Source organism: Flavobacteriales bacterium (genome assembly GCA_016704485.1).
GTDB lineage: Bacteria > Bacteroidota > Bacteroidia > Flavobacteriales_F > PHOS-HE28 > PHOS-HE28.
In genome coordinates, this window is the sequence record JADJAA010000001.1 from 2,098,355 (window position 1) to 2,121,217 (window position 22,863).

Here is a 22,863-nt window from a genome sequence, read left to right on the forward strand (position 1 = left end):
TGCATGGGCAAAAAAGGGTTAACCGCAAAGACGCCACGACGCAACGATTACGCCACGCTGCATGGGCAAAGAAGTTTAACAGCAATTGCCGTAGGGCAGACAATGCTGCATGTGCAAAGAGGTTAACCGCAACGACGCGACGACGCAATGATTACGCCACGCTGCATGGACAAAGAAAAAGGCTGTGCGTCACGCTTTCTTTACGTTGCGTCGTGGCGTCTTTGCGTTTCCCTCTAAACCTCACTTGATCAACTCCACACTCCTCCGCAAAAACGCTGTCAACGCCTCACCCTTCAACATTCCTTGACCCAACAGCGCAAGATCAACAGCCTGTTTGCTCAGCTTCTCCCGACGTTTATCGGTCTTGGAATCGAGGATCGTGCGCGTTAACGGATGGTCTGTGTTCACCACAAGGTTCATCATCTCGGGCATGTTGCCGAACATGTTCTGACCGCCGGTCTGTTGTTGCTCGCGTAGGCGGCGCATGAATTCCGGACGGGTGATCACCACCGCATCCCCTTCTGCACCCATGGGCTCGAATTGTAGGCTGAACTTATTGTCTCCGATCACCGACTCGAACGCTGGCTTCAACTGACCAAGTTCTTCTTCGGTCAATGTGCTTTCTGCTTTGGTGTCTTTCGCGATCAGTTTGTCCAGCGTATCAGAATCCACGCGTGCGAAACGAAGCTTATCGTTCTTCATCTCCAGCCGCTGGATAACGTGGGCGACCAGCTGACTGTCCAACAACATCACCTCGTAGCCTCTGGACTTGGCGGCTTCAATGAACGGATGCTGACCTTCTACATCGTTCGCGTAAAGCACGATCACGTTCTCTTCCTTATCGGTCTGCGTGGGTGCTAGTTTGATCTTCAGTTCCTCCAACGTGTAGCTGGTGCCATCCGTGTTCTTGAAGAGGTTGAACTGCTGCGCCGCATCGAAGAATTTCTCGTCGGTGAGCATGCCGTATTCAATAAATACCTTGATGTCGTCCCACTTGCTTTCCAGATCGGGGCGGTCGCTCTTGAACATCTCGTTCAGCTTATCTGCCACTTTCTTGGTAATGTGGCCGCTGATCTTCTTCACTGCCGCATCGCTCTGTAGGTAACTCCGCGAAACGTTCAGCGGAATGTCCGGAGAGTCGATGACACCGTTCAACAGCGTGAGGAATTCCGGTAGGATATCGTTGACGTTGTCGGTAACGAACACCTGTTCGCTGTAGAGTTGCACCTTGTTGCGCTGCGGATCGAAATCGCGTTTCAACTTGGGGAAATAAAGAATGCCCGTGAGCTTGAAAGGGTAGTCGACGTTCAGGTGGATGTGGAACAACGGATCCTCGCTCATCGGATACAGCTCGTGGTAGAGGCTCGTGTAGTCTTCCGGTTTAAGCGATAACGGTTGCTTGGTCCACGCAGGATCGGTGTTGTTGATGATGCGCGGTTGCTTCACCTTCTTGTCTTCCTCGCCGACCTCTTCTTCGCCAAAGGCGATGGGAATGGGCAAGAAGCTGCAATACTTTTTAAGGATGCCTCCGATGCGTGCCTCCTCCAAGAATTCCAAGCTTTCTTCGGTAATGTGTAGCACGATGTCCGTGCCGCGCTCGGTGCGTTCTCCCGTAGTTAGGGTGAACTCCGTACTGCCCTCGCAGGACCAATGGATGGCCTCGGCATCTTGCCAACTTTTGCTGAAGATCTCGACCTTATTGGCCACCATGAAAGCGCTATAGAACCCCAGTCCAAAATGCCCAATGATCTTGGTCGCGTCCTTTTCGCTCTTGTATTTCTCCAAGAACTCCTCCGCACCACTAAAGGCGATCTGGTTGATGTACTTCTCCACCTCCTCACCAGTGAGCCCCACACCGTGGTCGCTGATGGTCAACGTCTTTTTCTCTTTGTCTATGCGCACTGCGATCGTGGTATCGCTCAACTCGCCTTTGAACTCCCCGCGTGCAGAGAGGGTCTTGAGCTTCTGTGTGGCATCCACAGCATTGCTTACCAATTCCCGAATAAAGATCTCATGATCGGAATACAGGAATTTCTTAATGATAGGAAAGATGTTCTCGGTATGTACGCTGATCGTACCGCTCTTACTCGCTGTCTTCTCTTCGGTGCTGGTTGCCATAGTTCTTGTATTGAGGCTGCCCGAAGTTCAAAGGTTATGCCAACGCGGTGGGGGTGACAGGTTGGCAGGGAGCTTATCGAACTCATTCCAAGAGACAACGTTCGTTTCATTGTGCCAGCCATTCCAATTCAATCCGACTCATTCATCAAACAAAATAAGACCCGGTACCACCAATGGCACCGGGTCTTATTTCAGAACTTCAAAATATCATTCGGGCATCTGCTCCGCCCGCGTAGCGGTAGGTACAACACCTCCAATGGTTTGCAGGATAATGTCTCTGTCGTTGTCCACGCCGGTGTAGCGCACAACACCGTCCAGGTTCACATCTTCCATTCGGTAACCAGTAACGGTAGCGGTAGGGGTTGCGCCACCTACAGCGGTGAGGATCGCATCGCGGTCGTTGTTCGTACCGGTGTATTTTACCTTTTGCACAGGGCTATCCCAGACCACGTTCCCTGGCCATAAGGTTTGATACGAAATACTAGAACTAGGGGATGTATACGTGCCCGCCTCGCCGTAAACCGCCCCAGTTGTAAGGCTATTTAAATATGGAACTGTTGGTGCACTACACAAACACGCCGGGTCGACCTTTGCGAGGCCTAAATGATTTCGGTGCCTAACTACTATTAAGTACCTATCTGGCACCACGTTGAAATAGATCGGCGACATGAAGGTTGCCGGTTCTATGATACCTCCATAACTATTTAGTAATGCAGCCTTCGAGGCGATGATCTGTGATGGATCATTCCTATCTCTGAGTTCCACCACTACCCAATCTACAATAGCACTATTATTAGTTAGGTTAACGGTTTCACCTCCACCGCCAACGAAGTTGTAGCCCAACGCCGTATAGGGTTCGGTGGTCGGTAGAAGGCCATTGGTGTTAAGGTCAGTTCGCATGCGCAGAAATGGCGCACTCGGATCTATAGCGCCGCCCAGAATTGCACTAACATGTACCGGCAGGGCAACGATGGTATTGGTTGCTTCGGCAATGGTGAAGGTGGTAGAATTACAATAGAAGCCGTGGCAGTTGTCCGCGCGGTAATCTCCAACATCAGCAACGGTAATTATTTGGCCTAGGGGAGTAGTCGTAGAAACCAAACTATCTTGTATCCATATATCATTATGGACTAAAAATATCCAATTGGCCCCACAACTCCAGTTGCGCATGTCAATGGCGATCGAATCCCCAGGATGTAAATAGATCGTACCATAATCCGTGGCGTTCCATTCTAGAAAAGGATATGGATACACCGGATAAGTGGTATATGTTCCATCTGCGTGCTTTATACTCAGGATATTATCCGCAACAGGACATTGTGCACTGCAATAGACCGCTGTCATCATGGAGACCAGAAGAATGTAGTTGCGTATCATTTGATGGGGATCTGGTTATCGGTACAAGACATGCCGTCGTGTAAATGGATGCCGCTACGGATTTGCTATCCTTTAATGGGAACATATGCTTAACTCAAATGTAGGATTAAACTCAACGAATGGTACGATACGCGCTAATATTCCATCACTTCTCACCACCCAACACCCAAACCAGCGCCTTCTCTTTAGTTGCTCTGAAAATAGTAGCGTGCGTTTCATTGGGTTCATCCGAATACTGCCAGACCAATGTTTTAGGCGCAGTGAGTTCAAGGGCCCCGCTGAGGTTTGAAATGAACGGAGTTTCTTCCTGCACACTCGAGCCCGCGAACCAGAACCGGATGGGTTTTGCGGGAAATTTGGCAAGGTATTCCGGAGCAGTTTTCACCATGTCCATATCGTTCCACCAAAGCGAAGGATCCATAGCTATGTAGAAGTCGAATAGTTCGGGGCGTAGTAGAAGCGTTTCAACCACGAACAATCCAGCCAATGATTCACCGATGATGCCGCGCTTGTCCGTTGTGCGGTAGATGCCATCGATCTCCGCAACCAGTTCCTTTTCAATGAAATCCCTGAAGTCCGCTGAGCCACCAACTACCGGGGCAATTTCTTTGTCCTCCGCGTTATTCGTCGGGCCGGTGAGGTCTCTTCTGCGTTCCGTGTTATCAATGCCAACCAGTATGATAGGTGGAATGCGCTTGCTGGAGATCAATTCGGCGAGCGTGTTGGCAATGTGCGGGAAGTCCTCGTTGACCCCGCCATCGGGCATGTACAGTACGGGCAGGGAGTCGCTGCCCGTTATGTAGCTCGGTGGCACCCACACATTGATCACGCGCGGCTCGTTTACGTACGTGGACGAGATGGTGAAGGTGTTGTGATCGGGAATGGAGTCGATGCTCTGCGCGGTTGCTGCACTGTTCAGGGTTGCTAGTGCTAGGGAGCAGATCAGGAAGGCTTTGGTCATGGTATCTTTCTTCATCGCTTTGTTATTCTGGAATTGAATTGGTCTTGATCGAACAGGAACCCGGTTTTACTTAAGACTTGGACGGTCCGGACCTTTCCGCTTGATGATCTTTTGAATGAACACATTGCTTGGAATTGAGACTTTTTCCCCATCGGCTGTTTTGAGAATTACGAAGAATGCGCCGATGTCGCTGATCCTGCCCTCGATCGAAAAATCCTTATCCATTACGGTGATGGTGTCACCGATCGTGGCCGGGTGGCTGAAAAAGATGATCAGCGTTGAAGTGATGTTCGAAATGATGGACCACTGTGCGAAAAAAGCGATGCCCAGTATGGTCAATAGCGTGGAGACCAAATAGACCAATTCAGTTCGGTCAACTCCCCAAATGAACGTTAGAATTCCACCCGCAACGAAAAACAAGAATAGGTTGATGATCTTTTTAATGATCTTCACACGTGACCTTTGGTAGGAGAAATTCGCCGCTACTTTATCTATCGTCCTGGTAAGAATGAACCGGAGCACTAGGAAAGAAACGATAAGCGCTATGGATTCTATGATCTCGATCTTGTACTCTTCCATTCTGTTTTTTGCGTGAATTTTATGAACGGATGCGATCTTGCTGATCACTTCCGCCTGCCTCAAAACTACGGTGTTCGTTATACAATTTCGCTGCGATAAAGAATTGGATACGGCAATAATTTGATCTTGCTCAAGTTGAAATTTGAGAAGTTGCTGTTCATGAAAGCGGAGGATCGATGCTCGCCAACATTGAGCATCGATCAGCTCAGTGCAATGCTCTATTACGCACTATTCTCAAAACGGATCGGACCAGCTCACTTCTCCCACTCCCGTATGGTCTTCCCACCGATCACCAATTCCTCGATCACGCCCTTACCTTCCAGAATACGCACGGTCACGTATGCATCCATTTGTCGGCTTTCCGTATCCATGCTTTCGGTCATAAGCTGTTCGGTGCGGTGGCCGCGGCCTTCTTCCAAATAATACCGGTCAAAGGGCAGATCTATGCTGATCATGGTACTATCCTCGGTCATGTTCCATGCATTGATGTGGCAACGGATGTAGGATTTATCAGCACTAGGTTCTTCAGTTTCCACACGATCAATTGCTGCATATCCATCAACGGTCTTCAACACGACATAGGCACGTTGCTCCTGTTGCCAATTGGCTTCTGGTTCTGCGAAGAGCTGGTCGTCTTCCATATCGTAACGCAGTATCACATATTCGCCTCGGAACGGGTCGTGCGGGTCGATGGGTGCCGTCCTGAAGTTGAACGGAATGCCTTCACGTAAAATGCGTTCGTTCCTGTGGATGCTACTCCACGGCACGAACCATTGTGCTATGATCATGGCCGCAAAGAGGATCAGTGCGCTACGCATGGGTTGCCATTTTTCGTTGCTTGAGCAAACGCATGTTCATGAACAGGAAGCCAATACCTAAAGCGATGAACACGACTCCTTTCAATGCATCGTTGATGTCGAGATCGAAGAACCGCAAAGCGATCGTTACGCTGATGATCGCGAGGCCCAAGTTCATGCGCGGTAACGAATCCAAATGCAGGCCGGTGATCACGGTGTGCAGGCCGAGCGCTAACAACCACGCATTGATGATGACCGTCGCGACCGGGATGGATACGTAAGCAAGTCCGTAGGCAACGAGCACGATGACCAAGCTTTCCGGGAACCACGTGGCCTGCATAGGCTTGCGCCAACGTAGTGCAAGTACGTATGTTACAATACCAATGGCAAGCATGGTGATCAACGGCCAGATATCGGGACCTAGGTGATCACCGGGCTCGCGCTTGATCTCGGTCCAAATGTCATGGTAGCTCAGGAAGAACAGCACACCCAGAACGGCGATACCACCGAGAAAAGGCCACGCTCCGGTACGTACCGTTCTGCTGCGATAGGTTAATGGCACTAGGCAAAACGCAACCGCAAGGCCCATGATGCCAAGAGCTACCTCCAAATGACCATCGAACCAGAACAGCTGGCTACCGATCGCTATGGAAATGGCAGCGATCGCATTGAACCAAAAGAATCCTGTACTGCTGCCGTTCCTACGGAGCTCGCGCACGTATGCAGGAATTACCACAGCCAGCATCGGTAAGTAGAGCCAAGGATGTTGTACCGTGTGCCACGATCCTGTGCGGTAGACACCAGCGTACCACGTGATCATACCGATGTACAGCAAGCCGCTGACCAACGAGCCAGGCACATACAGTAACGCAACGGTGAGCAAGCTCCACACCAAGAGGAATTCATGAAGCTCACCCCCTGTGTGGTAGATCTGACTGATCAACGCGATACAAGCTCCAACAGCGAGCATCAAGAAGATCGCGGTGCCTTCTTTCCAACCTGCCACCGCGCGTTTCTTCAATAGGGTGAAGAGCACCAGCCCTTGACCGATGGCCATAGGCAAAAATGCAAATACAGTGCGCGTTGTCCGGCTGAGATCTTCCCAATTGTGCGCAACAACAAGTATCAGTCCAAGGCCAATGAGCAAACCACCGAGGATACTAAAGAGTAAAAGCATCCGGTTTCCGGACTGCTCCTGCGGAGCGGCATAGCGCATATGGATACGGTCAGCTTGATCAGCAGTGATCAAGCCTTCACGGACCAACTCCGGGAGTGCATCTAGAAGGCGGGGAACAGGCATTTGTGTGCAATGTAGTTTGCTTGATACTCAGTTGTTGCTTGGTCAAGACATGGCGCTCGTGTTCCATGTGCTCTGGAGCGTTGCTGGGAAACGAAAAAAGGGGATCCGAGGACCCCCTTTTTCTCAACAATTCAATTCTCTTTAAGCGATCTCAGGGCTTGGCCGAAGTTGTGGTCTTCGCCTTGGGAGCAGTGGCGTTACTCTTCACCTTTGACTCCTTGATCTCAATTCCTGATGTAGGTTCCGGAACCACTTCAGGTTTGCGTTCGACCAATGTCATTTCATTCACCAAGTGACCGGCACCAGCGTATTTATCAATGGTCCACAGCACGTAGCGAATGTCCACACTAATCGTGCGTTGCAATTCCGGCTCGAACGAGATATCGCCGCTCATGGATTCCCAGTTACCATCGAATGCGATACCGATCATTTCGCCATTGCCATTGATCACGACACTGCCGCTGTTACCACCGGTAATGTCGTTGTTGCTGATGAAACAGATGTTCAGATCTCCGTTCTTATCCGCGTAACGACCGAAGTCCTTCTTCAGGTACATTTCCTTCTCACGCGCACTGATGCGGAATTCATCATTGGTGGGATCCTCTTTCTCCAGAATACCCTTGTACGTCGTCTCGTAGGCGTACTTGGCACCATCCATAGGGAAGTAGCTACCAACTGTGCCGTACGTTAAACGCATGGTGCTGTTCGCGTTCGGATACCACATCTTAGTGGGATCCTTTTCACGCATGGCAGCAACCATCAACCGGTAGCCCTTATCAAGGTCCGCTTGTCCGGCATCCGCTGCTGGTCCGATCACATTACGGTAATGGTTCAAGCAACTTTCGGATGCTTGGAATCCAGGGTCTTTTTCCAAGGTCTTCAAATTTGGTTTCGCTAGGAAGGCATCCAATCGCGCACGGTCGGTCAACATGCTTTTCTTGAACATATCCGCTGCCCAAGCATCGAAGTTGCTCTTGTATTTCTTCTCAACGGTCATCATGATGTCCGGCTGCAAGCCACGCTCCACGTCATCATGGATCATGCGGAACATGGTGGCCGTTACTTTTTCATCTATGGCAGGAACGTAGTCCTTCCAGAATTCATCTGCCGCTGCTTGTACGCGGGCAACTCCCGCTGCGATCTTGGCGGCATCAGGCTCCTTTTCCGCTAAGGCCGCTTTCAATCCGAACAAGCGGAAACCGAGAATGATCATTTCGCTTCCGAATGCTCCTTCCTGCATGTAGACCAACGCTTTCTCGGTCTTTGCACGCTCCGTGTAGCCTTTGTCCAATAGGTTAATGATCTCACCATACTTCGCTTTGCGACCGGCGTCCGCATTCACCCATGCCATCAGCTCATCTTCTTGCTTTTTCTTCTTGTCATAAACGTGTAAACGCTTCAGACCACGTTGCTGCCCAATGAAATATTTCCAGTAGTTGCTCACTTGTGCATGCTTGCTGGCATACTTCAAACGCACGGCATTGTCCTGATCCATGAACTCGTCATAGACATCCAATTTAGCACGGCGCACTTTTACACGACTCGGCTGTTCCACATCCAATGCCAATTGAACTCCTTGGCTGCTGAGGAAACGATCGGTGGATCCAGGGTAGCCCATGATCATTGCAAAATCACCTTCCTTAACACCTTCCATGCTTATTGGGAAATGGAATTTCGGTACGTAAGGAATGTTCGCTTCGGAATAGTCTGCTGGCTCTCCATCAGCGCCCGTATAAACGCGGAACATGCTGAAGTCACCCGTGTGGCGAGGCCACATCCAATTGTCGGTATCACCTCCGAATTTTCCGATGGAGCTGGGAGGTGTGCCCACTAAACGCACATCCTGATATGACTTGTAGGTGAAGATGTAGAACTCGTTACCTTCGAACATTTGTTTGAAGTCCGCGCTCATGCCATTCTCGGAACCGATCTTGCCGGTAAGTGTTGCAGAGATCTCATCAATAGCTGCGGCACGTTCTTCTTCGGTCATACCATCTTTCAGCACAGCCAATACTTCAGCGGTAACATCATCGATCCGTTGCAGGAAGCTCACTGCGAAACCGGCGGGCTGCTCATCCTTTCGGGTCATCGCCCAGAAGCCATCCGTTAGGTAATCATGCTCTACAGTGCTCAAGCCTTGAACTGCATCGTAACCACAATGGTGGTTGGTGAGGAACAAGCCCTCGGCACTTACCATTTCGCCGCTACAGAAACCACCGCCCAAACGAATAACACCGTCCTTGATGCTGCTCTTATTGATGTTGTAAATGTCATCCGCAGTAAGCTTGAAGCCGAGCTTTTGCATGTCGGCTTCATTGATCTGCTTCAGTTTGTTCAATAGCCACATGCCCTCATCAGCGCGTGCAGCAAGTACCACTGTAAAGGCGACACAGAGGGTCAGAAAACGTTTCATCATGGTGTTCATTGGTTCAATGGCCGGTATTCAACACGTTGATTCGTGGAAAACGGGCTGCAAAGGTACAATTTTGTTGATGATCTCAGGTCCATGTTCCGGCCAAAGTGACCTATCAATGGATCCTCTAGTTTTTCGGAGCGACCGGCTTCCAGGGTATTGGGAACAACAATTCATCAGCCAGCTTCCCGAAGTTCTTCAACTTCGCAGGAGTCCCTACGCGGCCGGTTACTTTTTTGTCCTTGTCATTGGCGACTACCTGGATCGCCATGCTTGGCAGGTCCGTTACCGGCCCATCATACACGTCCTCCATTTCGAAGAAACCGATCCGGTACGCTTCGTTGATGAGCATTATGATGGTGTCCTGTCCTACCCATCCTTCATGCTGTCCGATCTTTTCCACATTGCTATTGCCGCTGAACGTGGCGTACCCGCTGCGGTAAACGTTGATCCAATAGGCTTTGCACGTACCGAAACACGGTGTGCGGCCAATGCTGAATACCAAGGAGTCCTCTTTTTCGCCTCCGCCCATCTTATGGGAGTCAGGGATAGGATGGTCCATATTGGATTCCATACCTTCCACCAATTCCTCGGCCACAGGTAAGACCGGCGTGGGATCAACTTTCGCAGTGTCCACCCCAACCGCAGTTTCGATCACTTTCTCTTTGTCCTTGCATGCTGTTGAAAAGGAGAGCAATGCAATGGCCGCGATATAGGTCAGCGTTTTCATGTTACGATCTCTTATGCACGTTGCGTGCCGAATTCAGATGAACCCGATCCAGGAGAGGGCGGCCGTAAAGAAGTTGGTTCGTCCTGTTCGCTACTTAACGTCGTTTAACGGCTTTTTGCTGCTTCTGAATATCCTCCAATCGCTGCTGCCACTTGCTTTTCTTTTTCGGGGTCTTCATATTCACTAACAACTGTTCGCGGATCTTGTCCTCGTCCACGAAAAGTTTCTTCAGCAAGGTCATCTGCAGAATACTGATCATGTTGGCCAATAGGTAGTAATAGCTCAATCCAGCAGGTAAGCTGTTCATGAAGAAAAGCATCATGAACGGGAAGATGTACATCATGGTCTTCATACCCGGCATGCCCTGCTGCGTTGGCATGTTCTGGCTGTTGATCCACGTGTAGAAAACAGTACTTACTGCCATAAGTATGGTGAACAGACTTACGTGTTCGCCATAGCCCGGAATGGAGAAGGGAAGGCTGGCAATAGAGTCGTACGTGCTGAGGTCATCCGCCCATAAGAAGCCCTGTTGGCGCAATTCTATACTGCTGGGGAAGAACCGGAACATGGCGAACAATACCGGCATTTGCACAAGCATAGGTAAGCATCCGCTTGCTGGATTGACCCCTGCTTTGCGGTACAATTCCATGGAGGCTTGTTGCTTTTTCAACGCATCGCCATCCTTGAACTTCGCTGTGATGGCTTCCATCTCTGGCTTCAGAACACGCATTTTGGCACTGGATACGAAGTTCTTCCACGTAAGCGGCATCAGCATCAGTTTGATGACCACCGTCAATACGAGGATGATCACGCCGTAGCCCCAACCCCAACCTGATAGCCAGTTGAAGATCGGGATGACAAGCCATTTGTTCATCCAGCCGAATATGCCCCAACCCAGGTCGATGATGCGATCGAATTGTGGTACTTCGGTACGGCGCAACGTGCCATAATGGTTCGGGCCGAGGTAGAAGCGCATCGGAAAACTGACCGCCGCTCCACGTTCCTTTTCGAAGAAAAGTTCGGCTTCGTAATGTTTGGTGTGTAGCGTGTCCTCCAGCGGGGTTATGGCGATCTTCGATCCGTTGGCAAATCCCTCTTCGCTTACCATGGCAACCGTGAAGAAGTCCTGCTTGAAGGCGACCCAATTGGTCTTGCCCTCCAGCTTCTTTTCATCTTCCGATGATTCACTCAGGAGATCCCTGTTCTCGCTGAAGTATTTATAGTAAACGCTTGATTTCTGAAGTTCCCCGTCGCGGTATTTCTCATTGCTGAGTCCATTCAAACTCCAGCGGAACGCTACGTTCTTGGGGTCAACTTCATTCTCCATACCCACCAGTTCCATCTTGGTGTCAAGGAAGAAGCCGGAAGTATCCAGCTGATACGTGATACGCACGTATTTGCTCGGATCCGTTGTGGGAGCCGTCAGCTTAACGCCGGTCTTGCCGGATCGTTCCGCAGTGAAATAGAGATCCCGTGTACTAAGCTTCAGGTTACCAATGAAGAAGTCGTACTCGTAGTTGCCGCTATCCGGATCGGCCAATATCACCGGGGTCTTTTCGAAGGTCTTGTGGTTCTTCAACAGGATCAATGCCGGACGAGCGCCATGCGTATTGATACTCACCTTCAGTTTTGGATTCTCCAGTTCGATAACCTTGCCTTCACCTAGTGCAGCAGTGCTGAATATTCCAAAGCGCTGGTTCAAGGCTATGCTGCGCAAGCTGTCCTTGTTCAACGAGTCGGCGCCTGCAACCAGCGCTACGGCGCTATCGATGGCTTGTTCCGTCTTGGCCTGGTCCACACGCTCTTTCGTGGTGGTTTCCTGTTCCACTTTGGTCGCAGCCAAACTGTCCTGCATGCGCTGCTCTATGGCAATCTGCGCACGTTGTTCGGCATTGGGCATCGTGTACCAAGTGTACAGACCCAAAATGGATGCGATGAGAATAAAGCCGACTATCGAATTACGGTCCATGCAATGCTCCGCTGATCAGTGAGGGTTGGGCGGAAAGGCGGCAAAGATAGCCGGATGGAAGGAAGGTTGATCGGGAAAGGTGACAGATGAGGGAACTGATCAGAAAAAGCCTTGCTGGACGTGGCTTTATCACATCTTCTTCAGGTGTGGGAACTAACCGGTCGCTTCGGTCACTTCTGCTGTTTCGATCGGGGTTGAACCTTGGTCCATGGCGGCTTTCACGAAATTGATGAAGAGCGGGTGCGGTTTGGCAACAGTACTCCGGTATTCAGGATGGAACTGCACGCCTACGAACCACGGATGATCCTTGATCTCAACGATCTCCACAAGTTTGCCTTCAGGATTGATTCCCGTGGCCTCCATACCCGCTTTCTTGTAAGCATTCAGGTACGTATTGTTGAACTCGTAACGATGGCGATGACGTTCGGTAATGTCCTTCTTTTTATAGATGGTCCGTGCCAAACTGCCTTCAGTGATCTTGCAGGGGTAAGCTCCCAATCGCATGGTACCACCCTTATCCTCCACACCCTTTTGATCCTCCATCATGGCGATGACCGGTTGCTTGGTGTCGCCATCCATCTCCGTGCTGTTCGCTTCCGAAAGGCCCATGACGTTGCGACCGAATTCGATCACGGCACATTGCATCCCTAAGCAAATGCCCAAGAAAGGGATCTTGTTCTCCCGAGCGAATTTGATCGCCTCGATCTTGCCTTCTATGCCGCGATGACCAAAACCAGGTGCTACCAGTATACCGCTGAGAGAGCCCAAACGTTTGCTTACGTTCTTAGCCGTAAGCTTATCGCTATGGATCCATTGGATGTTGACCTTGCTCTCGTTCGCCGCGCCCGCATGGTCCAACGCTTCCTTGATGCTTTTATACGCATCACGTAGTTCAACGTATTTCCCAACCAGGCCGATGTTCACTTCAGCTGTTGGGTTCTTGAACCGGCGCAGAAAATCATTCCAATGGGTAAGGTCGGCATCCGGATAGGCGTCTATTCCCAACTTGCTCAGTACCACTTGATCCAATCCTTCTTGTTGCATCATCAACGGAACGTCGTAGATGGTATCCGCATCCCGACTTTCAATGACAGCGGTCGGGTCCACGTTGCAGAACAACGCGATCTTTTCCTTCATCCCCTTTTGCATAGGGTGCTCCGTGCGGCATACCAGAATATCCGGTTGAACTCCGAGGCTTAGAAGTTCCTTTACGCTATGCTGTGTCGGCTTGGTCTTTAGTTCACCCGTTGTACTCAAGTATGGGAGCAAGGTCAAGTGGATGGTCAGGCAATCCTTGCCTTTCTGCCACTTTAGCTGTCGGATGGCTTCAACATAGGGCAAACTTTCAATGTCCCCGACAGTGCCACCGACCTCCGTGATCACAAAATCATAGATGCCTCTGCGTCCGAGTACTTGAATATGTGATTTGATCTCGTCCGTGATATGCGGGATCACTTGCACGGTCTTGCCTAAATATTCCCCACGGCGTTCTTTGTTGATGACATTCTGGTAAATGCGCCCTGTGGTCACGTTGTTTGCTTTGCTGGTATGTACATCCAGAAATCTCTCATAGTGGCCCAGGTCAAGATCCGTTTCGGCGCCATCTTCCGTTACGAAGCATTCACCATGCTCGTATGGATTCATTGTTCCTGGATCCACATTGATGTAGGGGTCCAATTTCTGAATGGTCACGGTGAAGCCACGTGCCTGTAACAGCTTGGCCAAGCTGGCACTGATTATGCCTTTGCCCAATGAGGAGGTGACGCCTCCGGTAACGAAAATATACTTGGTGGATCCCGTCATCACATAGCGATCGATCCACCGAACGGTAGAGAAGTGATCACGGGGTGTAAATATAAAGAAAGGGGATGAACCATAACGCGAATTCTCGCTTATGCTCGTTCTGATCCTTTTCGATCAACTTCCGAATTCAACACGTGGAAATTGAACGGGAGGAGGACAAGTATCAGAACTTGAAGCTGATACCCGCGCTAGGAAGGAATGGCAATTGGTTCACGCGCTGATACCGTACGCGATCGAAGTAGAAGATGTTCTCTCGATCATATGTATTGGTCAAACTCAGGTCCAACTGAAGTGATTTGTTCTCATCGAACCGCCAATCCTTTGTGATCCCGATATCCAAGCGATGGTAATCAGGCAAGCGACCGTTGTTGATGGGGCCGAAAATGGTCTGAAGGCTTGCGTTGGAGGTATTTACATTCGTGTTGATGTCGCCATCAAATGGTACACCGCCGTAAAATCCTTGGGTCTGTGTGTAGGGGAATCCTGAGCCATAGTTCCACCGGATATTCACTTTCCAGGAATCGAACTTGCCGAAGCTTTGGCTCACTACAGCATTAAGGTTATGCCTTCTGTCCCATACCGGATTATAGGTCTGGATACCGTCGAAACGATCCACATAGGTGTAGCTATAAACGAACCAGATGAATGTCTGACCTTTTTCATACTTCATCTGAAGATCAGCTCCATACGCTTTGCCAGTTTCAACGATGTAATCGTTCTTCAGCTCATCGGGTTCGTCAGCGAACTCAGGTGTATCGTTGAATAGTTTATTCCGGTTCAGGTTGGTCACTTGGCGGAAGTCCTTTAAGTAGACCTCAAAATTCGCAGTGAGTTCGTTGGTAAGGTCATATTCGAAACCGGCCACATAATGGTTAGCGCGCTGAAGTGGATCCTTGATCTTACGCTCCTTTCCATTCTCAGTGGTGATGGTAGCAGGAAGATCATCCGGAGAGGAAAGGAAGCCATAGAACAGGTTTACGACGTCGCGATCGCTGTTCGCGGCAACAAGGTTCTGGCTATAACGACCGGCCGCTGCCTTGAAACGCAGATCATCCGTAATGTTCCACTTAAGACCCATGCGCGGCTCTATATTGGCCACGGATAGCGATGCATAATAATGCAAGCGAATCCCAGGATCAAGAATGAGCTTGTTGAAGTTCTTCCGGTAATTGAAATAACCCGCGATCTCCGAAGTGTTCTGCTCCTGCACGAATTTGCGACCTACACTATTGAAGAATTGGAAATTAGTGCGGAAGCCAAGTACTTCGATCCCGTATTTCGCCTCGTCCTCCCCGTTGAATAGTTTGAAATTCAATCCGCCATTGAAGCTGGCGATCTCACTCGTGCGCGGATCAAGCGACCCTTCGACCATTTCGATCTTGTAGTTGCTCACACTGAATACACCATCGATCAATACCGCTGATCCGGATGGTACAAGTACGAAGTTGGTCCCTGCACCCCAATTCTTCCAGTTCAGGTCGCTTACGTTCTTGTATTTCACGCCATCCGTGAAATTGAAACCGAACAGATTGAATTTGCTTCCGGTTGAACCATTGAAGGAGACCTTTCCATAAATATCCGTGAACTTGAACGGAAGCCCCGCGGTATCAACGAAGGAATACAATTGCTTACTCGTTTGATCCAAATAACTGTGCCGGAAGTTGAGCAAATAACTGCTGGATCCTTCGCCTGGGGATGTCTGCTTCTTCAGCGGTCCTTCCAATAATGCCTTTGCTGCGAATGTGCTTGCCGATACCTTGCCGCTCATGCGGGTCTTGTTACCATCGCGTGTCGTGATGTCCATGATGGAACTGATGCGACCACCATGTTCTGCATTGAATCCGGCGGTGTATATATCCGCATTCCGGATGATATCGTTATCGAATACACTGAACAGACCAATGCTATGGAACGGATTGTACAGGACCATTCCATCCAGCATCATCTTGTTCATGATCGGTGAACCACCGCGGACATAGAGCTGCCCACCTTGATCGCCAGTGAAAATAACTCCTGGTACAACTTGTAAGTACTGGGCAAGATCCGCATCACCACCAACCGAAGGCAACAGCGTTATCTGTTTGGGCGTGAGCTTTGTTACGCCCATACGAACAGTGTTCTGAGCTTCCTGTTTATCGGCGCTTACTTCGAACTCACGGATCAAGGTAGATGCTTTTGTAACGAATAATTTCTCGTTGATGATCCTGTCCGGAACGATCTCGATCTTTTTGCGCAACGTGTCATATCCCAAATATGCCACCATCAACGTGTAGTTGCCTGCGGGGATCTTGTTGATCGAATAGTAGCCGTTCACATCCGTTTGACCTCCCATTTGTGCGCCTTCCAGGAAGATCGGCGTAAAGATCATAGGCTCGCCGGTTCCTTCTTCGTAGATGAATCCACGTACCGTGCCGTTCTGGGCTGCTACGCTGGAACCAATGAGAATGAGCAAGAATGAGAATACGTAGTTGAGTGTGCGTGTTGTCATACGATACTTGTTTTCCGAAACAGGGGCGGCTAAGGTAGATGAACATACCGCATTGGATCGTTACCGTTCATCAGTTCATAGCTACCTTCCATGGTTCATTATTGTGGGTGCAACGAGCATTACGATCAGGCCATGACCTTCGCGATAAATTCTCTTAGAAGTTCTCCGGGATCACTACCGTCGCCTCCAACTCCTTTGCTGCGAAGATCACAGTCACGCAGGTCCCGTTGAATGTTCACCAACTTGCCGAGCGAATAATTCCGAGCGTGGGCGATGTAATCGTTGACATAGAACGGCGGGACTTTCATCGCTGATGCCATTTCCTGGGGCTTTTACCTGCGAGGCCATGTACAGCGGCAACTTTCGCAAAGTATCCGTTCAGAATAGCAATGGTAACGGGTAACGGATTGTTCTTTTGATCGGTCGCAAAAAAATGGGCGATCTTCATCGCCTTCATAGTATTCCGCGAACCAATGGCGTTCTGAAGCTCGAAAACGTTGTAGTCCTTGTTTATTCCAACGAACCTGTGAATGAGGTCGCTGGTGATCGTGTTATCATCGCCCGTGACCAAACATAATTTTTCTACCTCTTTACTGCCCTTGGCAAGGTCAGTGCCCAAATGGGTGGCAAGCAGTTGCGCCTCCATTGGCCCCAGTTTCCGGTTTTGGTTTTTCGCAAACTTGATCAACACGTCCGGTACATTCTCGTCTTTGACCTTATCACTCAAAAATACAAGTCCACCTCCTTTTTGAATGGTCTTTAAAATGCTCTTACGACCATCTATTTTTTTATGCTTGTAACAAAGTACAAGCACGGTGGATATGGTAGGTTTTGCTAAATAGGCCTCAAGCTTTTCTAGTTCCGTAATACGCCATGCTTGCAGTTCGCGAACAATAACTAATTGGCGCTCAGCCATCATCGGGAAACGTAAGGCACGTGTCCTTGATCATGTCCGGATCTGCATCCGCAGCATAAACGATGGTCTGGTTGAAATCACGCTCATGCTCTTCCAAACACGTTCGCTCGATCTCATCCGAAAGGTGATCGATGAAGAAACTTTCTTCACCATGGAGCAAGTACACGGGCCGGAATTTGCCGGACCGGATCTCCAACATTAACTTTTTATACTCCTGTGTTACACCCGCGGCCATCAGTGGTCCTACTCGAAACGCAGATGTTTTACGGATCGCCCTTCGTTAATGATCTCCCGCAATGATTCAATGCCTATGCGTATATGCGTTTCCACGAATGTGCTCGTCACTTTGGCATCGCTCACGCTGGTCTTTATACCTTCTTGGACCATAGGTTGGTCACTTACCAAAAGCAATGCCCCGGTCGGGATCTCATTTGCGAACCCTGTGGTAAAGAGGGTTGCCGTCTCCATATCGATCGCCATGCAACGCAATGAACGCAGATGTTCCTTGAACGCATCGTCATGTTCCCAAACGCGACGGTTCGTGGTGTATACGGTCCCGCTCCAATAGTCGAGTTCCATATCGCGGATCACGCCACTCACTGCACGGTGGATCATAAAGCTCGGAAGCGCTGGCACTTCAGGTGGTAAGTAGTCGTTACTGGTTCCTTCGCCACGTATCGCCGCGATCGGAAGGATCAGGTCACCGAGTGCATTCTTTTTTTCAGGCCACCGCACTTTCCTAAGAACAATGCGGCCTTCGGTTCGACCGCGCTCAATAGGTCCATAAGCGTTGCAGCGTTCGGACTGCCCATCCCGAAGTTGATCATGACCATGTCCTCCGCAACGGCAACTTTCATTGCTTTGTTCTCGACAGGGATGGTTGCGCCTGTTAATTTGCAGAACGTATCCAAGTAACCATCGAAGTTGGTCAATAGAATGTGTGGCTTGAAGTCCTCTAGGGCCAATCCGGTGTACCGGGGAAGCCAGTTCTTAACAATATCCTCTTTGGTTCGCACTTTTGTAGAATTATGAAGTCCAATGAACTCTCGCTCGGTCTACCGGACCATGGTGTCAAAACTAAGCAAGGGAGCGCAGGTCCGATGGTCTTTGATCCATTTCGTCGTAAATGGTTGATACTAACACCTGAAGAATGGGTGCGCCAGCATTTTCTTAATCACCTTGTTAAGGACCTGGGTTGCCCAGCTGCGTTGATCTCCGTGGAACATTCACTTGTGCTGAATTCAATGGCCAAACGTGCGGATATCGTGATACATGGCGATTATGGGATCCCAATAGCAGTGGTAGAGTGCAAGGCACCTACCGTTGCGATCTCTCAAGCCACATTTGAACAGGCAGCACGTTACAATCTGGTTTTCAAGGTCCGCTATTTGTTCATTACGAACGGCCTTAAGAGCTACTGTTGTGTTGTGGACCACGAACAAGGGAAAGTTCGTTTTTTGGATCATTTGCCGAATTTCCGGACACTGAACGATAAATGACCATCGTACATTTGTGCGATGCTCTTAAGACATACACTATTCGCTTTTCTAGCGTGCACCATTGCATACTCTGCTACCGCACAGCAAAAAACCAAGATCGACTTCCAGTTGGATGCGTTCCTGAGTTTGTCTCACAGCGTTGACGAACAAGTTGATCTATACATACATGGAGATGTGGCAGGTATTTGTGATGCTGTTAAGGCCATAGGTGGAACTATAAAAATGGCCCGGCCGTCCCTGGTCTCTGCGCGCGTTCCGGTTCAATCTGTTCGCGAGCTGGCCTTGAGCAATGCGATCAAGCGGTTTGAATTCTCTATGGAACCCGGTCGCGTTCTTAATGATAGTATGCGTGTAAAGAACCACATCAATGAGGTCCAAATGGGTCTGGATCCACTGGTGCAGGGATATAACGGAGAGAATATCATCATTGGCATCATCGACTCAGGTATGGACTACCGTCATCCGGATTTTCAGGATGCGGATGGCAATACACGTGTTATTCACTACTGGGATCAAACCCTGGCCGTCGCTACCAACACGCCGCAACCCTTTAACTATGGTCAGGAGTGGGATGCTGCTGCCATCGATGCTGGGTCCATGATAGCTATCGATCAACCATGGGCGAATGGTCACGGTTCCACTGTTACAGGCACAGCTGCAGGTAATGGATTGGCAAATGGAATGAATAAAGGAATTGCGCCACTTGCGGATATTATCGTTGTTTCTGCTGATTTCACGGGTAACTTCAAAAGTCACGTGGCAGATGGGGTGAAGTACATTTTCGATATTGCCGAAGCGTTGGGTCGCCCGGCGGTCGTTAACGCCAGCCTTGGTTCCTACATGGGTTCCCATGACGGAAAAGACGCTTCAGCACTGTTCATTGATGATATGCTGAATGCGCAAGGAGGAAGGGTAATGGTCTGCGCTGCCGGTAATAGTGGTGCGATCGCGGCTTATCATTTGGAGCATAATGTAACTGCCGATACAAGCTTTACGTGGTTCAAGCCAAATCAAGGTGTGGTCGGGTTCGAAGTATGGGCGGATGCGGCAGATCTAGCGAATGTGAACTATGCTATCGGAGCGGACCGCGTTACTCCTACGTTCGGTTTCCGTGGCAATACACCATTCCGCGGGCTGGCCGATAACTTGGGTACCGTTACGACGGATACACTTTGGAGCGCTTCCGGTAATCGGCTTGGAATTCTGAACATGCTGGTCAACCAGCGTGGTGCGCAATACCAGCTCCAAGTGCAGATGAACGTGGATTCCGCAGCACTCAATTACCGGTTCATGACCACCGGGTCCGGAAAATTCGACATCTGGAGCAGCGCGCAATTCGGATTCTGTGATATGGTCCTGAACATCCCAACAGCAGCGCAATACCCACCGATCGCCAATTATGTGATGCCTGACCAGAATAAGCATATCGTGGATTCATGGGCTTGTTCGGACAACGTGCTTACCGTTGCGAACTATTACAATGAGGTCTCTTACATCGATTATAATGGAGCAGTGGCTACGGTACCAGGCACTGAAGGCGCAATTTCCACGAATAGCAGCAAGGGACCGACACGTGATGATCGCGTAAAACCCGATGTGGCGGCAACAGGGGATATCACCATGAGTGCAGGACCGTTGGATGGATTGGCTGCGTTGATCGCCTCACAACCCTATAAGGTAGCACCTGGTGGTATGCACTTCCGGAATGGTGGAACATCCATGGCTTCTCCTGTTGTTACCGGTGCGGCGGCTTTGTACCTTCAGAAATGTCCAACAGCAACCCATGTTGAAGTCGCCCAGGCCATTCGGAACAATACACGTGTAGATGCTTTCGTTGGAACAGCTCCGAACAATTCATGGGGATACGGGAAACTTGATGCCTTTGCGGCTTTGGTCAATCATGTGGATCTGATCGCCCCAACGGAGTTCTGTGATGGCGCGACCGTAGAAGTGGAGGTTCCTGGGGATTTTGATACCTACGCATGGAATAATGGTGGATCTGGAGATCCATTGCTATATGGTGGCGCAGGACCGTTATTCGTTGAGCTGATCAGTCCGTCCGGGTGTACCGCGGATAGCGATACGCTCACTTTCACTCTCCTTCCGGCTCCGGACGAGCCTACAATTACACAGAACGGTGCGTCCTTGACCAGTTCTGTTGGGCCGAGCTATCAATGGTATTTGAATGGTGTGCCGATCCAAGGTGCCACGGACCAGACCTATGATGTAACGGAGAATGGTGACTATAGGGTTAAGGTCACCGCTGCGAATGGCTGTTCGAATGTGAGTTCACCGGTCTATGTTAATTGGACCAGTGTGGTGGAACATAACGCTGGTGATATGAATGTATGGCCTTCGCCGGTATTGGATGTGCTCTATGTGCGGGTCGATGATAAACATTCAGGTCCCATCGCGATATCGATCATTGACGCGCAGGGTAAGATCGTTCATGAACAAAGTATCAGTTCTGGTCCGAACGTAGCCATTGCGGTTGCGGAATTGGCAGGTGGTACTTACTCGGTGAACGTTCTACAGGGTGATCAACGATGGTCGCACAGGTTCGTGAAACATCCGTGATCAGGTCGTATTGAACCATGAAATTCGCTCCCTTTGTTTTAAGCGGTGGGGGAGTGCGAGGTGCTGCACATGCAGGTGTGCTGAATGCATTACAAGAGCGTGGTATCAAACCGGAAGCGATCTCAGCAACTAGTGCCGGAGCGATAGTCGGTGCGATGATCGCGGATGGATATGCGCCCGATGAACTCATACCCTTATTGCGCGACGAGTTGCGTAGAACAAGCTTGCTGCGTATTCCGAAAGCAGGATCCACGCGTTTAGAAGCGTTCCTGAGAAAACACCTGAAGGCAAAGAATATCGAGGATCTCGGGATCCCACTATTCATTACGGTAACGGATCTTGAACGCGGCGGTCAGGTTATTCTGGACAAAGGTCCTCTGGTAACTGCATTGATGGCCTCAAGCGCGATCCCTGTGGTCTTTCCTCCCGTAAAAGTGAACGGTTCGTTCTGCGTGGACGGTGGCCTCAGCAATAACCTGCCCGTAGAGCCATTTGCTGAAAGAAAGAATGATGTCATCGCTGTATATGTGAATCCACTCCCTCCGTTCGATCCGCTTAAACGAGGAACATTGAGTACCATGGACCGTGTATGGAATATTAACTTTCGGGAAATGGTGATACGGTCCGCCCAGGGTTGTGGGCTATTGATCGAACCTCCTGGCCTGATCGCTTATGGTATGTTCGATCTTCGAAAGTTGCGAGCTGTCGAAAAGATCGGTTACGAATACGCAAAGCACTTGGATCTACCGAGATCATGGATCTTGTGATCAATACCATTTCCAGGTATGTGCCGTTGACAGCGAGTGACAGGAAGATGATCCTGCCATTTTGGAAAGACCATGCATTTGCCAAGAATGACGTGATCTCCAAGCCCGGTTCAGTGGAACAGCGGTTCTACATCGTTCGGTCAGGTGTGCAAAAGATCTTTTTCGAGCATGATCTGAATGACCATATCCTGGGGTTTTCCTACGATGGTTCCTGGTGTGGCGATTATACATCGTTCGTTACACAGAAGCCTGGTAGCTTGTCTGTACTAGCACTCTCCAACAGCGTTCTCTGTGGCATTGATCACAAGGATCTCATGTACTTGTTCGAGGAACTTCCGATCATGGAACGCTGGGGTAGATTGATCTTGGAGGAATTGCTCGTAGGGCGCGCTCAACGCGAGATCGAGATCTTGTCCCTGAGCGCTGAGGATCGTTTCCGGAAAGTGATGGATCGTAGTGCGCATTTATTGCAGCTGGTATCGCAAAAGGATATTGCTTCCTACCTCGGCATGACACCGGAAACGTTCAGTAGGATACGTGCGAAGGTGCAGTAGCGTTTCTTGATCTGG

General features: G+C 49.9%; 18 protein-coding genes and 1 pseudogene. 4 read left to right on the forward strand and 15 right to left on the reverse strand.

The window, feature by feature from the left end; genetic code table 11:
* Positions 1 to 240: 240 nt before the first annotated feature.
* The 15 genes and pseudogenes from htpG to IPF95_09025 form a co-directional block, all read right to left on the reverse strand.
* On the reverse strand, positions 241 to 2,118 hold the full coding sequence (gene htpG / locus IPF95_08955; protein ID MBK6474829.1) for a molecular chaperone HtpG: 1,878 nt from the start codon (positions 2,116 to 2,118) through the stop codon (positions 241 to 243).
* A gap of 207 nt (positions 2,119 to 2,325) precedes the next feature.
* The gene (locus IPF95_08960; protein MBK6474830.1) at positions 2,326 to 3,495 is read right to left on the reverse strand and encodes a hypothetical protein; all 1,170 of its coding nucleotides are present in this window, start codon (positions 3,493 to 3,495) and stop codon (positions 2,326 to 2,328) included.
* A 145-nt stretch (positions 3,496 to 3,640) separates the two neighbouring features.
* Positions 3,641 to 4,471 carry an alpha/beta hydrolase gene (locus tag IPF95_08965; protein MBK6474831.1) on the reverse strand — a complete coding sequence of 277 codons (831 nt, stop codon included), beginning with the start codon at positions 4,469 to 4,471 and terminating at the stop codon, positions 3,641 to 3,643.
* A 51-nt stretch (positions 4,472 to 4,522) separates the two neighbouring features.
* Positions 4,523 to 5,035, reverse strand: a complete 513-nt coding sequence (locus IPF95_08970; GenBank protein MBK6474832.1) for a mechanosensitive ion channel — start codon at positions 5,033 to 5,035, stop codon at positions 4,523 to 4,525.
* A gap of 254 nt (positions 5,036 to 5,289) precedes the next feature.
* On the reverse strand, positions 5,290 to 5,853 hold the full coding sequence (locus IPF95_08975) for a GDYXXLXY domain-containing protein (protein MBK6474833.1): 564 nt from the start codon (positions 5,851 to 5,853) through the stop codon (positions 5,290 to 5,292).
* Positions 5,846 to 7,132, reverse strand: a complete 1,287-nt coding sequence (locus IPF95_08980; GenBank protein MBK6474834.1) for a DUF2157 domain-containing protein — start codon at positions 7,130 to 7,132, stop codon at positions 5,846 to 5,848. Before IPF95_08980 ends, IPF95_08975 begins: the two co-directional genes overlap by 8 nt.
* A gap of 151 nt (positions 7,133 to 7,283) precedes the next feature.
* The gene (locus IPF95_08985; GenBank protein MBK6474835.1) at positions 7,284 to 9,545 is read right to left on the reverse strand and encodes a S46 family peptidase; all 2,262 of its coding nucleotides are present in this window, start codon (positions 9,543 to 9,545) and stop codon (positions 7,284 to 7,286) included.
* 127 nt (positions 9,546 to 9,672) lie between these two features.
* A complete protein-coding gene (locus IPF95_08990; GenBank protein ID MBK6474836.1) occupies positions 9,673 to 10,275 on the reverse strand; it encodes a hypothetical protein in 603 nt (200 codons plus the stop codon).
* A gap of 94 nt (positions 10,276 to 10,369) precedes the next feature.
* Positions 10,370 to 12,244 (reverse strand): membrane protein insertase YidC, encoded by a 1,875-nt coding sequence (gene yidC, locus IPF95_08995; protein MBK6474837.1) that lies wholly within the window; start codon positions 12,242 to 12,244, stop codon positions 10,370 to 10,372.
* Between the two features lie 153 nt (positions 12,245 to 12,397).
* A complete protein-coding gene (locus IPF95_09000) occupies positions 12,398 to 14,047 on the reverse strand; it encodes a CTP synthase (GenBank protein MBK6474838.1) in 1,650 nt (549 codons plus the stop codon).
* Positions 14,048 to 14,210: 163 nt separating this feature from the next.
* Entirely contained in the window at positions 14,211 to 16,535 is a 2,325-nt protein-coding gene (locus IPF95_09005; GenBank protein ID MBK6474839.1) for a TonB-dependent receptor, read from the reverse strand.
* Positions 16,536 to 16,660: 125 nt separating this feature from the next.
* The gene (locus IPF95_09010; GenBank protein MBK6474840.1) at positions 16,661 to 16,843 is read right to left on the reverse strand and encodes a hypothetical protein; all 183 of its coding nucleotides are present in this window, start codon (positions 16,841 to 16,843) and stop codon (positions 16,661 to 16,663) included.
* A complete protein-coding gene (locus IPF95_09015) occupies positions 16,840 to 17,454 on the reverse strand; it encodes a hypothetical protein (GenBank protein ID MBK6474841.1) in 615 nt (204 codons plus the stop codon). Before IPF95_09015 ends, IPF95_09010 begins: the two co-directional genes overlap by 4 nt.
* The gene (locus IPF95_09020; GenBank protein ID MBK6474842.1) at positions 17,444 to 17,686 is read right to left on the reverse strand and encodes a hypothetical protein; all 243 of its coding nucleotides are present in this window, start codon (positions 17,684 to 17,686) and stop codon (positions 17,444 to 17,446) included. The genes IPF95_09015 and IPF95_09020 overlap by 11 nt, the downstream gene beginning before the upstream one ends.
* Before the next feature lie 8 nt (positions 17,687 to 17,694).
* A pseudogene (locus tag IPF95_09025) lies at positions 17,695 to 18,467 on the reverse strand (AMP nucleosidase).
* Between the two features lie 12 nt (positions 18,468 to 18,479).
* Between IPF95_09025 and IPF95_09030 the strand changes: the two are divergent.
* Genes IPF95_09030 through IPF95_09045 form a run of 4 tightly spaced genes read left to right on the forward strand, consistent with a single transcriptional unit; the run spans position 18,480 to position 22,848 of the window.
* Complete coding sequence (locus IPF95_09030) at positions 18,480 to 18,950, forward strand: type I restriction enzyme HsdR N-terminal domain-containing protein (GenBank protein ID MBK6474843.1); 471 nt, start codon at positions 18,480 to 18,482, stop codon at positions 18,948 to 18,950.
* Positions 18,951 to 18,968: 18 nt separating this feature from the next.
* The gene (locus IPF95_09035; GenBank protein ID MBK6474844.1) at positions 18,969 to 21,527 is read left to right on the forward strand and encodes a S8 family peptidase; all 2,559 of its coding nucleotides are present in this window, start codon (positions 18,969 to 18,971) and stop codon (positions 21,525 to 21,527) included.
* Positions 21,528 to 21,544: 17 nt separating this feature from the next.
* Complete coding sequence (locus tag IPF95_09040) at positions 21,545 to 22,294, forward strand: patatin-like phospholipase family protein (protein ID MBK6474845.1); 750 nt, start codon at positions 21,545 to 21,547, stop codon at positions 22,292 to 22,294.
* Positions 22,282 to 22,848, forward strand: a complete 567-nt coding sequence (locus IPF95_09045; protein MBK6474846.1) for a Crp/Fnr family transcriptional regulator — start codon at positions 22,282 to 22,284, stop codon at positions 22,846 to 22,848. Before IPF95_09040 ends, IPF95_09045 begins: the two co-directional genes overlap by 13 nt.
* The last annotated feature ends 15 nt before the right edge of the window (positions 22,849 to 22,863 follow it).